At 37.5% G+C, this 13,425-nt stretch carries 13 protein-coding genes; 11 read left to right on the top strand and 2 right to left on the bottom strand.

Annotated features, from left to right (window positions below; all coding sequences use genetic code 11):
• Positions 1 to 2 precede the first annotated feature (2 nt).
• Positions 3 to 1,253, top strand: coding sequence for an ATP-dependent Clp protease ATP-binding subunit ClpX (gene clpX / locus J0M08_01070; protein ID MBN8701631.1), 1,251 nt, complete (start codon positions 3 to 5; stop codon positions 1,251 to 1,253).
• A gap of 248 nt (positions 1,254 to 1,501) precedes the next feature.
• On the opposite strand, the gene J0M08_01065 is transcribed toward clpX, so the two are convergent.
• A complete protein-coding gene (locus J0M08_01065; protein MBN8701630.1) occupies positions 1,502 to 2,485 on the bottom strand; it encodes a pyruvate dehydrogenase complex E1 component subunit beta in 984 nt (327 codons plus the stop codon).
• A gap of 215 nt (positions 2,486 to 2,700) precedes the next feature.
• Here J0M08_01065 and J0M08_01060 point away from each other — a divergent pair, with 215 nt between their 5' ends.
• The 8 genes from J0M08_01060 to J0M08_01025 all read left to right on the top strand — a co-directional run bounded on the left by J0M08_01060 (position 2,701) and on the right by J0M08_01025 (position 10,575).
• Positions 2,701 to 3,594: a class I SAM-dependent methyltransferase gene (locus J0M08_01060; protein ID MBN8701629.1), complete on the top strand. Its 894-nt coding sequence runs from the start codon at positions 2,701 to 2,703 to the stop codon at positions 3,592 to 3,594.
• Positions 3,595 to 3,597: 3 nt separating this feature from the next.
• Entirely contained in the window at positions 3,598 to 5,265 is a 1,668-nt protein-coding gene (locus J0M08_01055) for a glycosyltransferase family 39 protein (protein ID MBN8701628.1), read from the top strand.
• 213 nt (positions 5,266 to 5,478) lie between these two features.
• Positions 5,479 to 6,216: an electron transfer flavoprotein subunit beta/FixA family protein gene (locus J0M08_01050; protein ID MBN8701627.1), complete on the top strand. Its 738-nt coding sequence runs from the start codon at positions 5,479 to 5,481 to the stop codon at positions 6,214 to 6,216.
• 35 nt (positions 6,217 to 6,251) lie between these two features.
• Complete coding sequence (locus J0M08_01045; protein MBN8701626.1) at positions 6,252 to 7,223, top strand: electron transfer flavoprotein subunit alpha/FixB family protein; 972 nt, start codon at positions 6,252 to 6,254, stop codon at positions 7,221 to 7,223.
• Between the two features lie 17 nt (positions 7,224 to 7,240).
• Positions 7,241 to 7,852: a bifunctional nuclease family protein gene (locus tag J0M08_01040; GenBank protein MBN8701625.1), complete on the top strand. Its 612-nt coding sequence runs from the start codon at positions 7,241 to 7,243 to the stop codon at positions 7,850 to 7,852.
• Positions 7,853 to 7,874: 22 nt separating this feature from the next.
• A complete protein-coding gene (locus J0M08_01035; GenBank protein MBN8701624.1) occupies positions 7,875 to 9,107 on the top strand; it encodes a NupC/NupG family nucleoside CNT transporter in 1,233 nt (410 codons plus the stop codon).
• Positions 9,108 to 9,120: 13 nt separating this feature from the next.
• The gene (locus J0M08_01030; GenBank protein MBN8701623.1) at positions 9,121 to 9,573 is read left to right on the top strand and encodes a DUF1569 domain-containing protein; all 453 of its coding nucleotides are present in this window, start codon (positions 9,121 to 9,123) and stop codon (positions 9,571 to 9,573) included.
• Between the two features lie 30 nt (positions 9,574 to 9,603).
• Positions 9,604 to 10,575: a PHB depolymerase family esterase gene (locus J0M08_01025; protein MBN8701622.1), complete on the top strand. Its 972-nt coding sequence runs from the start codon at positions 9,604 to 9,606 to the stop codon at positions 10,573 to 10,575.
• A 15-nt stretch (positions 10,576 to 10,590) separates the two neighbouring features.
• On the opposite strand, the gene J0M08_01020 is transcribed toward J0M08_01025, so the two are convergent.
• Positions 10,591 to 11,649: a patatin-like phospholipase family protein gene (locus tag J0M08_01020; GenBank protein ID MBN8701621.1), complete on the bottom strand. Its 1,059-nt coding sequence runs from the start codon at positions 11,647 to 11,649 to the stop codon at positions 10,591 to 10,593.
• 204 nt (positions 11,650 to 11,853) lie between these two features.
• Here J0M08_01020 and J0M08_01015 point away from each other — a divergent pair, with 204 nt between their 5' ends.
• Both J0M08_01015 and J0M08_01010 read left to right on the top strand, forming a co-directional pair.
• Entirely contained in the window at positions 11,854 to 12,501 is a 648-nt protein-coding gene (locus J0M08_01015) for a DUF5343 domain-containing protein (protein MBN8701620.1), read from the top strand.
• Positions 12,501 to 13,070 carry a hypothetical protein gene (locus J0M08_01010; protein MBN8701619.1) on the top strand — a complete coding sequence of 190 codons (570 nt, stop codon included), beginning with the start codon at positions 12,501 to 12,503 and terminating at the stop codon, positions 13,068 to 13,070. The genes J0M08_01015 and J0M08_01010 overlap by 1 nt, the downstream gene beginning before the upstream one ends.
• The last annotated feature ends 355 nt before the right edge of the window (positions 13,071 to 13,425 follow it).

Below are 13,425 nucleotides of genomic sequence, written 5' to 3'. Positions count from 1 at the left end.
TAGTGGCTGAAAAAGACGCTATTCGTTGCTCCTTTTGCAATAGAGATAAGCAAGACACAGTAGTACTTATTGCGGGTATCAATGGGCATATCTGCGATAAGTGCATTGAACAAGCACAGCGAATTGTAAAGGAAGAAATGCTTGAAAAGGGCAATACTAGCTATGTTTCGGCACTTACACTTTTAAAGCCAACCGAAATTAAAAAACATCTTGACGAATATGTGATTGGTCAAGATGAAGCCAAAAAAGTATTGTCGGTAGCGGTGTACAACCATTACAAACGTATTTTACAAAAAACATCGAAAAGTACTACCGATATTGATGATGTAGAGATTGAGAAATCGAACATTGTTTTAGTTGGAGAAACCGGCACCGGAAAAACTTTACTGGCGCGTACTATTGCTAGAATATTGAACGTGCCGTTCTGTATAGCAGATGCAACGGTTCTTACCGAGGCTGGTTATGTGGGCGAGGATGTAGAAAGTGTTTTAACTCGTTTGTTGCAAGCTGCCGAATTTGATGTGGCAGCAGCAGAAAGAGGAATTGTTTTTATTGATGAAGTAGATAAAATAGCACGCAAGGGCGATAATCCTTCTATTACGCGCGATGTATCGGGCGAGGGCGTGCAACAAGGATTATTAAAGCTATTGGAAGGTTCTGTGGTAAACGTTCCTCCGCAAGGTGGACGTAAGCATCCGGAACAAAAAATGATTCAAATAAATACCAGAAATATTTTATTCATTTGCGGTGGCGCGTTTGACGGGGTTGATAAAATTATTGCACGTAGAGTGCAAGCTCAAACCATTGGATACTCTACTAACAAAGAAGGAGAAGCTGTAAACAAACAAAATTTATTACAATACATTGCACCGCAAGATTTAAAATCATTTGGGTTAATACCTGAATTGATAGGTCGTTTGCCGGTACTGTCTTTCCTCAATCCATTAGATGCACCAACGTTGCGTAGAATTTTAACCGAACCTAAAAACGCACTTACAAAACAATATACAAAGCTGTTTGAAATTGATGGTGTAAAACTTTCATTCGAACCTGCAGCACTTGATTTTATTGTAGATAAAGCCGTTGAATTTAAATTAGGCGCTCGTGGATTACGTTCTATTTGCGAAGCTTTGATGGTGGACACTATGTTTGAAACGCCATCTACTCCTGCTACCAAGGAGATTGTAATTACATTAGACTTTATTAAGGAAAATCTTTCTAAGGCTATTTTAAACAAGTTGAAAGTAGCGTAAGGTTATCAACAACTAAAACAAATTCACCACCTTAATTCTTGAATGAGGCGATTTCATTATTAAATGGATCTTGGCTTCATTTGTCTTTTGGAGAGGGAATAATAGTAGCTCCCTTAAGCATCTTACTAATTCGAATCAAACGCATCAAAAAAAAGAAACGCGCCTCATATGTTTGAGAGGTTTTTTTATTTTTCTTATTTTCTTCTAAGCTAGCCACTTCATTCAAGATTAAAGCAAGGGAATCGATTTTATTTCTCCACGTACATCACGTCCTTTACCGCTTTTACAACTCTTGCTGTATTTGGCAACGAAGCCTCTATTAGAGTTGGTGCATACGGCAATGGTACATCAGCAGTTGTAACACGTAATACAGGAGCATCTAAATAATCAAAAGCTTCGCGTTGTACTTTAAATGCAACTTCGGTAGCGATGGAACCCAATGGCCACGCTTCCTCTACTATTACTAATCTATTCGTTTTCTTAACCGAATTAATTATGCAAGCATAATCAATCGGACGAATAGTGCGTAAATCTATTACTTCTGCGCTGATACCTTCTTTCTCCAACTCTGCAGCAGCAGCCAAAGCCACTTTCATAATTTTTCCAAACGAAACAATGGTTACATCCGTTCCTTCTTTTTTAATATCGGCAACGCCAATAGGCAATAAATACTCGCCTTCCGGCACCTCTCCTTTATCGCCATACATTTGCTCGCTTTCCATAAATATTACTGGATCGTTATCGCGAATAGCTGATTTTAAAAGGCCTTTGGCATCGTATGGATTGGATGGCACAATTACTTTTAATCCCGGACAATTTGCATACCAGTTGTCAAATGCTTGTGAATGCTGAGAGCTAAGCATGCCTGCCGAACCTGTAGGACCTCTAAATACAATAGGAACAGTAAACTGCCCACCAGACATAGACATCATTTTTGCGGCCGAGTTGATTACTTGATCAATAGCCACTAACGAAAAATTGAATGTCATAAACTCAATTACCGGACGCAATCCATTCATGGCTGCTCCCACCCCTATGCCAGCAAAACCAAGCTCTGCAATGGGGGTGTCAATTACGCGTTTGGGTCCAAACTCTGCCAACATTCCTTGACTTACTTTGTAAGCACCATTGTATTCTGCCACTTCTTCGCCCATTAAAAATACGCGCTCATCTTTACGCATTTCTTCACTTAACGCTTCACGCAATGCTTCTCTAAATTGAATTGTTCTCATATCAATTAGTTAATCTTAAACAATGTTTATAAGTGTAACTCCTATTAAATTTTGGAGGTTGACACAAATATAGTACGCACAGCACAATTAGCAAGCTATTTTGTCTAAAATAAATTTCTCTTAAAATACTGCTATTGAACCTGTTTAATCAGCTAGATTATGTATTATTGCATTCAAAATAGCATTCCATTTAGCTAAAATTAACCAATACCTAGATGAAGAAAACCATATTTAAATTGCTTAATCCTATAAATTGGGTGCGAGCCTATAATTTTCAGAAAAAAAACGCTCAATACTCCAAATCTTCGTATGATTTGGAGTTGTTTCTTTACTCTAAGATTTTAAAAAACGACATGCTTCATTATGGCTATTTTGAAGATGTAACAATTGCTCCCGACACTATTTCCATTAGAAAGGTGGAAGAAGCTCAAATTAAATATGCACAAAATATTATTGATTTAGTTACGGCAAAAGACAAACCTATTTTAGATGTAGGTTGTGGAATGGGTGGATTATCTGCTATGTTGATGCAACAAGGATTTAAGCCGGAAGCGCTCACTCCTAATGCAAATCAAAAAGAGCATATAAGTAAAAAGTATCCTACGCTAACCTGCTACAAATGTAAATTCGAAGAGCTTAATACCACAAATACATACGGCACTATCATTAATTCCGAGTCGCTGCAGTATATAAAATTGGATGAAGCTTTTGCGTTGGTAGATAAGCATCTGCAGCCGGGAGGTAGATGGATTGTGGTAGATTATTTTAGAACAAGCACCAATACCATTAATAAATCGGGACACATGCTCAGCGATTTTTTGGAAAAAATAAAATCAAACAACTGGAAAATTGTTCATCAACAAGACATCACGCCCAATGTGTTGCCAACACTACATTTGGTTAATTTATATGTAGAGCGATTTATGCTTCCTATCAAGCATTTTGCTTTCGAGAAGCTAAGATTTAAAAAGGCGTGGATATATTATTTAACGGGTGATATAAGAGAATCTATAGATAAGAAAATTACAAAAGAAATTGCATCCATAGATCCGGTAATGTTTGGGAAAGAAAAGAAATACATACTTTTTGCATTGGAAAAAGCAAATTAGAGAATGTTATTTTCAACAAATTATCTTAAGAAAAATATCTATTTAATTTATTTGTTGCTGTTTGTGCTGGGGGCATTGCTATCATTTCCATTTTTGGGAAGCACCCATCTATTTGATTGGGACGAAATCAATTTTGCAGAGTGCGCCCGTGAGATGCTCGTTACGAATAATTACAAAACCGTTCAAATAAATTTTAAGCCTTTTTGGGAAAAACCTCCACTTTTTATTTGGCTGCAAGCTGCTAGCATGAAAGTGTTTGGGGTAAATGAGTTTGCTGCTCGATTCCCCAATGCGGTTTGTGGTGTAACTGTTCTTCTAATGCTTTTTTCTATTGGCAGAAAAATAGTTTCAACTACATTTGGATTAATTTGGGTATTGGTTTATGCTGGTTCGTTATTGCCTCAACTCTATTTCAAATCGGGCATTATAGACCCATGGTTCAATCTGTTTATTTTCTTGGGTATTTATCAGCTACTAGTTTTTACGGATACCTCTCAAACACCCTCTAATTATAGACTTACACTAAGCGGATTATTTATTGGATTAGCCATTATGACCAAAGGTCCCGTTGCTTTACTAATCTATTGCACCTGTCTATTGTGTTACTTAGTAGTCAACCGCTTTAAAACCAATATCAAATTCCAACATCTTGTTTTGTTTTTCGCTACTGCATTATCTATAGGTGGTTTATGGTTTTTGTTCTTACTTCTTTCCGGCAATAAACAAATCATTTATGACTTTTTTGAATACCAAATTCGTTTGCTTACCACGCAGGATGCAGGACATGGCGGGCCATTCTTTTTCCATTTCATTATTTTATTTATTGGATGCTTTCCAGCTTCCATATTTGCAATTTTTGGATTTAAGAATAGTGCGACCAATTCTCCTACTCAAAAACATGTTAAAATATGGATGATGATACTGTTTTGGGTTGTGTTGATTTTGTTTTCTATAGTAAAAACAAAGATTATTCACTATTCGTCTCTTTGTTATTTTCCGCTTACTTATTTAGCAAGCTATTTTATTTATCAGGTTATACACGAACAAAAAAAATGGAATAAGTGGATTTCCGGAATACTTGTTTTTATTGGTAGTTTGTTGACAATATCGTTTGCAGTACTTCCTTTAGTTGATAAATACAAACAAGAGATAATTAAATCTAAACTAATTAAGGACCCCTTTGCCGAAGCCAATCTGCAAGCAGATGTGCACTGGAGAGGGTTTGAATCGTTGATTGGGGCGCTAATTCTAGCTACCCTAATCACGTACGTGTTTTATGTGCGTAAAAATAAAATTCAAAAGGCGATATTGTTGTTATTTGCTGGCACCATGATTGCTTTTAACTTGGTGTTTTTGATAGTTTTGCCCAAAATTGAGCAGTATTCACAAAATGCCGCCATCGAATTCTTTAAATCCTTAAAGGATAAAGAATGCTATGCCATTAGCATGAGATACAAAAGCTATGCTCAATTATTTTATGCTCAAAAAAAACCAACCGATCATCCTATGAGTATTTATATGGATTGGCTGGTAGATGGAGAGATTGATAAGCCGTGCTATTTCTCAACGAAAATAACAAACGAAGAAAACGTAAGGAACAATTTTCCTCAATTGCAGGAAGTGGGTAGAAAAAATGGGTTTGTATTCTATGTCCGAAATCCCCCTAAATAGAAATTAATAGAACGTCTTGTTTCTATTTTAACTAATCAAAATCAACCCTTAAATCAATTTAAATTATTGATTTACAGTTAATTGCTATGGTAGCTCTTTATTCCAAATTTTAATGAATTAAACTAAATAATAAACGTATTTTATTAACTTTGCCAGGCTTAAATTAATTCTAGTCTACAAATACAATTTAAACGAACTTTTAAACAACTACATATGAAAATTTTAGTTTGTATAAGCAACGTTCCGGATACTACTACAAAGATTACGTTTGCTAACAATAACAAGGATTTTAACACAGCAGGTGTTCAGTTTATTATCAATCCATATGATGAGATTGGCTTGACAAGAGCCTTGGAATTGAAAGAAGCAATGGGTGGAACTGTTACCGTTATCAACGTAGGCGCTGCTACTACAGAGCCAAATATTCGTAAAGCGTTAGCTATTGGTGCTGATGATGCAATACGCGTAAATGCAGAGCCTACTGATGCTTATTTTGTGGCAACCCAAATTGCTGAGGTAGCTAAAAAAAATGGATACGATATTATTTTAACCGGTCGCGAATCTATTGATTACAATGGAGGACAAGTTGCCGGTATGATTGCCGAATTACTTGGTATGCCTTCTGTTTCTGTTGCAACAAAATTAGATGTTGCAGGTACAGAAGCTACTTTAGAAAGAGAAATTGATGGTGGAAAAGAAGTTGTTAAAATGTCTTTGCCTCTTGTTGCAAGTGCTCAAAAAGGAATGGCAGAGCCACGTATCCCAAACATGCGTGGAATTATGACTGCTCGCACCAAGCCGCTTACAGTTGTTGAGCCTGTTGGAGCAGATATGCTTACATCTTCTGCCGGATACGAACTTCCTCCTGCAAAATCTGCTTGTAAATACATAAAAGCAGATAACATAGATGAGTTGGTAAATCTATTACACACAGAAGCAAAAGTTATTTAATATAAATCAATCACTAACACAATAAAATCAACTATATGTCGGTATTAGTTTTTGCAGAAAATTGGGATGGTAAATTTAAAAAATCAACCTACGAAGCAGTATCGTATGCAAGCGAAATTGCTAAACAAACAGGCACTGATGTATGTGCTGTAGCAATTGGTAAAATTGCTGATGATGAATTAAAAACATTGGGAAAATACGGTGCAGCTAAAATTTTACGTTCAGGTGATGAATCGTTGGCAAAATTGAATCCTGCTGCTTATACCCAAATCATTGCAGAAGCGGCTCAGAAAGTGAGCGCATCTATCGTTATAATTTCACAAACATATACAGGCAAGTCAATTGCTGCACGAGTGGCGGTTCGTTTAAAAGGCGGATTTGTTGCGGGTGCTACTCAACTTCCAAGCAGTACAAGCCCTTTTACTGTTCGTAAAAAATGCTTCTCCGGAAAAGGATTAACTGATGTGGTTGTAAGCTCTGCGAATAAAGTAATTGGCCTAACACCGAATGCATTTCAAGTAATTGCTGCCGATGCAGCTGCTGCAATTGAAGACTTTGCAGTTGCTACCAATGCAGGAACTTACAGCTCGGTAGAAACCAAAAAAACAGCAGGAAAAATTGCACTCACCGAAGCCGAATTAGTTGTATCTGCAGGTCGTGGATTAAAAGGTCCTGAAAACTGGGGAATGGTAGAGCAATTGGCAGACCTATTAGGCGCTGCAACTGCATGTTCTAAGCCCGTTTCGGATATCGGCTGGAGACCACACCACGAACACGTTGGACAAACCGGAATAACTATTGGTCCTAATTTATACATTGCTATTGGTATTTCAGGTGCTATACAGCATTTAGCAGGCGTAAGCTCGTCAAAAGTAATTGTTGCGATTAACAGTGATGCAGAAGCTCCTTTCTTTAAAGCAGCTGATTACGGTATAGTTGGAGATGCTTTTGATGTTGTACCTAAATTAGTAGAGGCAGTAAAAAAGTTTAAAGCAAGTCATAATTAAATAACGCACATTTTATTTTGAAAAAAATTAAGTTAGATATTGTTGGTTTATCCTATAGCCAAACTCAAACCGGAGCGTATGCGTTGGTACTTGGCGAATCAAAAGGAAAACGCAGATTGCCTATTATTATTGGAGGTTTCGAAGCTCAAGCCATTGCTATTGAGTTAGAAAAAATGACTCCAAGTCGCCCACTTACACACGATTTGTTTAAGAGCTTTGCCGATACCTTTAATATTAAAGTGTCGGAAGTAATTATATATAATTTGGTAGAAGGAATATTTTTTGCCAAACTTATTTGTACTGACGGAGAAAAGGAAGTTGAGGTAGATGCAAGAACATCTGATGCCATTGCACTTGCGGTACGATTTCAATGTCCTATTTTTACCTACGAGTTTATACTATCTTCAGCAGGAATAATTTTAGAAGAAGGTGGAACTCCTTCTACACAAGCAGATCCGGCATTGGTAAGCGGAGAGGAGCAAGAAGTTTCCGTTGCGGTAAGCGAATCTGATTTTCAAACAAGAACAACAGAAGAATTAACCGACATGCTTCAATCTGCCATTGATGATGAAATGTACGAACGAGCTTCGAAAATACGCGATGAATTAAACAAGCGTAAAAAATCCTAATTCAATTTAACAGCCCATACTAATGGAAAGATTTATCGGAATTATTGGAGTATTACTAATACTCGGAATAGCCTTTTTGGCCTCTAACAACCGCAAAGCTATTAATTACCGATTGGTACTGAGTGGCATTGGCTTACAATTATTTATTGCGGTATTGGTTTTAAAAGTTCCTCCCGTAACTCGTTTCTTTCAGTTATTAGGAACCGGTATGCAAAAAATAGAAGGCTTTGCCAAACAAGGCGCCAACTTTGTGTACGGAGGTATTGCTACATCAAGTTATGATGGCACCGTACAAAACTATTCTATGCCGCATACATTTGTATTTGCATTTAATATTACCGCCACAATTATTTTAGTGTGCATATTGGTAGCAATTTTTTACCATGTAGGTATTATGCAGCGCATTGTTTCTGTTATTGCTAAGGCTATGAACTTTGTAATGCGCGTAAGCGGTGCCGAAGCATTGAGCAATGTTGCCAGTGCATTTGTAGGACAAGTAGAAGCACAAGTTATGATTCGCCCGTATTTACCAACGATGACCAAGAGCGAACTGCTTGCTTCTATGAGCGGTAGTTTGGCGTGTATTGCAGGCGGTATTTTAATTGTGTATGCAAACATGGGTGCCAAAGCAGAATATTTAATTGCAGCTAGTTTGATGGCTGCTCCGGGTGCATTGGTTATTTCTAAAATTGTTTTCCCCGAAACAGAAGAGTCGCAAACCATGGGCAATGTAAAGCTAGAGGTAAAAAGTAATTATAGTAATTTGATTGATGCGATAAGCCACGGTGCTGCAGATGGATTTAAAATTGCCATGAATGTGGTGGCTATGCTTATTGGTTTTATTGCATTAATCGCGATGATTAATTGGATATTAGGACATATTTATCCCGAATTGACACTTGATTTTATTTTCGGAAAATTATTTTATCCTATTGCTTGGTCAATGGGAATACCGCTGCAAGATGTGGGTAGTGCCGCTACCTTACTAGGACAAAAATTAACAGTGAATGAATTTGTTGCATTTCAAAATTTAACAACAAAAGCGGTACCTGTGCTTACCGAAAAAGGATTACTAATTATAAGTATTGCTATTTGCGGCTTTGCAAACTTTAGCAGCGTAGGTATGCAAATTGGCGGTATTGGCGCACTGGCTCCTGAACGCAGAACCGATTTAGCTAAACTAGGTATGAAAGCCTTGTTGTGTGGTACACTGGCATCTTATCTTTCTGCTACTATTGCCGGAATGTTGATTTAATAAAAAACAAGCGATGAAGAACGTATTTAATCTAAGCGATTCGAACGAATTAATAGCTCGTATAAACAAACTAACTGCAGCTTCTAAACCAACTTGGGGCAAAATGAATGTTAGTCAAATGCTTGCTCATTGCAATGTTACATACGAATTGGTTTACGATAACAAACATCCTAAGCCTACAGGATTTAAAAAATTTATTCTAAAGCTATTTGTTAAGAATATTGTTGTAAACGAAAAGCCTTATAAAAAGGGAAGTCCAACGGCACCGGAATTTCTTATTACATCTGCGAAAGAATTTGAAACCGAAAAAAAACGATTAGTAGAATACATCACTAAAACCCAACAATTGGGTGAAGCACATTTTGATGGGAAAGAATCTCATTCGTTTGGTGTACTTAATAAAGCGGAGTGGAACAATATGTTTTATAAACATTTAGACCATCACCTAACGCAGTTTGGGGCGTAGAAGTAGCGCCCATCACTAATCTTTTTCTAGATGAGTAAGCAGCTTGGGCTTGTTTTCCTTTTTTTACTTGTTTACTGTAGTGTAAATATTGCTCAGTCTAAACTCCTTGAAATACCTGAGTTTGGTAGTAATCCGGGAAATCTAAAATTATTCGTTCATACACCCAACAACTCAGATACTCTTAAAAGGCCCTTGGTTATTGTTTTGCATGGGTGCAGCCAAACGGCCAACGAAGTAGCCGAACTTACAGGATGGAATAAATTGAGTGACTTGCACAACTTCATTGTTTTGTATCCTCAACAAAAATTTATCAATAACTCCAACCATTGTTTCAATTGGTTTGAAGAGAAAGATATTACAAAGGGCCAAGGCGAATGCCAATCTATTTTTGAGATGATTGTATATGCTCAAAAAAAATATTCTATTGATAGTACGCGAATATTTATAACAGGTCTATCTGCCGGAGCTGCTATGAGTGTGGCAATGGCAGCCACACATCCAAACAAATTCAACAACGCTGCTGTTTTTGCTGGCACCGCCTATGGTGTAGCTCAAAATGTAGTAGAAGGATTTAAAGTAATGCGCGGTAAAAAAACAGTATCACAAACTGAATTAGTAAAACTGGTAACATCTCAAAACTCTTTATACAAAGGAGCTTACAGCAAACTAATAATTTACCATGGCACCGGTGATGGCATAGTAAATTATTCCAACGCAACACTACTACTCAAGCAATGGGCAGGAATACAGGGTTGCGATACCATTCCGGATAAAACCGAAAAGTCGTTTGCCGGTATTCCGGAAATAACCAGACTAGAATACCAAAATACAAAAGGAGAACAACTAGTTAGCTTTTACCAAATAACGAACTTAGGACATCGATTGCTTATACACCCCGGAAACAAAGAGGAAGAGGGTGGAAGAATGATGATGTTTGCAACCGATAAAGGATTTCACTCCACGTATCACGTGGCAAAAGAATTTGGGATTTTAAAAAAATAAATACCATGTTGGAAATTAGGCAAGAGACCTGTTGCTTTCTCCGGCTATAAGCACATCAGCAACTACATTCAGCTCGTCATCAAATTTTTCGGCAGCAGCAATGCCTGCTTCCTTTAATGCAAGAAGGTTTTCGGGGGTAGCGTTATCCATCTCGCTGTGCGCGGTTCCCAGCTCGGGTGTAAGTCGAATATAATTTTGGGCAGCACCATCTGCATCAAACAATTTACCTAATTGAAAATCGACTGTCTCGGACACACCACTCATCATCATATCTATAATTGGGCTTGCCCAGCCTATGGCACCCCAGTTTTTTGCCTTTTTGTAATCGTACGGTTTTTTAACTGTGCCGGTGCCAATAGACAACATAAACATATCGGCCGCAGTTACTTTGCCCGAAGGCTTTGCAGGGCTATCAAACAATTGGCGAGCTTCGGCATACGCTACCATGCCGGGATTGTTGGCAAAAATACCACCATCAATAAGCGGGTACGAAACACCCGACATGGAATGCACCAGTGCAGGCTCGAAGTACGTAGGTGCCGCAGCAGTAGCACGCGCCACTTCGTGCAAATAATAATCGTATCCTTCCTTTTGCACAGCATCGTGTTGTGTGAAAAAATGCGTAGTACGACTAAAAATATTGTAGGAGGTAATAATACAAGGTTTTAACAGCTGACTCAAGCGCTTGCTGCCAAAGTAAGTGTGCAGGCTTTCTTCCAGGTCTTTGGCAGAATACTTTTCGTCCGACAAACCGGAGACCGATTTTATTTTTTGAAATACATTGGTTTGAAAAATATTTCCTCCTTTTAGCAAATATAAATTAACCGCCTCTTGTGCAGTAAACTTGGGCATAGTAGCATCCTCCTCGTTGGGGCACAAATACGCACACGTTAAAATACCACCGGTACTTGTGCCTGCAATAAAATCGAAATAATGCGCTAGGCGTGCATTGCTATTATTTGTTTTTTGTTGCAATTTTTTCTCTAAGCTTACCAAAATTTGCCCGGGCAATATACCCCGAATGCCGCCACCATCTAGGCTTAAAATACGTGTTAATTTTTTTTGTTGTTGCATACGTTTAATATACTAGATGAAAAATAAAAACGCAAAAAATATTTTTGGGGAATAGAAATTGGGGTATATTTAGAAAATAACAGAATATCATTACCCTGCAAATCCACCCCAATTGGGGTGGATTTGCAGGGTAATGTCTGGGGTATAAACGAGTTATGCCTTATTTTTAAAAGAATTAAAAACTAACAATTAAATATAAATTAAATGGCTTTACCAGATAGTTACACAGTAAAGTATGGCTCATTTGCAGCATACTTTGACGCCATTCAAGGCGCAGAACCTCCTGAAAGATTTTCAGTAAAATTTTTGGAGAATCTTGAGTTCAAAAGTACGAATGACAGAGCTCTAGTTGGGATACTTAGAGAGCTTGGCTTTCTAGACAGTAACAATGTTCCTACAAAAAGATATTACGAATATTTAGACAAAGCTGCCGCACCAAGGGTATTAGCTGAAGGCATTCGAGAAATGTTTTCAGATTTGTTTGCAATAAAAAAAGATGCGAACAAAATGACTTCTGATGAAGCATATAATAAACTAAGAACTTTATATGCTGGCTCAAAGAAGGACAACCTAGTAAAATTAATTGCTAAAAGTTTTTCGGGCCTATGTGAATTAGCAGATTTTGAATCTAGCAAACCTGAAGTGAGAAAGAAAGTTGAAAAGGAGAAGGAAGAGGAACAGGAACAACAAAACTCCGAATTGAAAGACAAGGCAGAGGAACAAAGTTCTGGCATTCATAAAAAAATAAAATTACAAGGATTACAGTACCATATTAATATTGTACTACCCGAGACGAGAGATCAAGCAATTTATGATGCAATTTTCAAAAGTCTTAGAGATCATCTTGGATAATGGACGACTTATATAATTTTATTTTTAGAGGTGTACTGACTGAAGAAAGCCTCGACAAAGTTGGTAGACGAAAACTATCCAATTTTGGAAAGGAAGAAGAGTATGCCTTAATGAAGGCACTCTCATTCGAAATGCTTGACAAAGATAATATTCAAGAAGCCAGAAAAATGTCTGTTGTATATATTGCTCTTCACGCATTTGAGAATTCAGTTCGAAATTTAGTAAAGGCAGCACTAGCGGAAAAGTATCAAGAAAAGTGGTGGGAGAAAGTACCCGATAGAATACAGAAAAAAGTTAAAACTAGGCAAGAAGATGATCTCAAGTTTAGATGGCATGGTAGTAGAGGCGGAGAACAAATTATGTATTGTGATTTTGGAGACCTCTCATCAATTATTGTCACAAATTGGGAATTGTTTGAAGACCTATTGACGGATATGGAATGGTCGAAATCGGTACTTGGGACACTAGAACGATCGAGAAATATAATAATGCATGGTGGCATTGTTTCAAGAGCCGACATTGAACGGATTGGAATGAACATCAGAGACTGGATAAGGCAGACCGGATAAAAACAAGGCATAACAGCAGGCTTGTGCAATAGCGGGTTTTGTGCAAGTAAGGCTTGCAATGATTAATGTGGGGCTGACGCCCCGCATCTTTTTTCTGCAAGCCTTGTGAACAGTGGTGCATTTATTTAACTTTATCACTCGGGACAAGTAGTCGCTTTGAATCCGCTACTGCACAAGCCCGCAAAACGTTAAGGGCAATGCTTAGAAAAAAATGACAGACACTTCCATTTGTAAGCTCCCCTGTTTTATGAGCCAATCAAAAATAGAAAATTAGCTTAAATATGTTGTAAAAATTCCATCGGAGTTTTATTATTAAGAGATTGGTGTGGTCTTTTAAAATTGTAATCATACATCC

It is taken from the genome of Bacteroidota bacterium (assembly GCA_017303975.1).
Classification (GTDB): Bacteria; Bacteroidota; Bacteroidia; order JAFLBG01; family JAFLBG01; genus JAFLBG01.
Note: the sequence above shows the minus strand (reverse complement) of the source record. Positions and strands in the feature narration are given on the sequence as shown.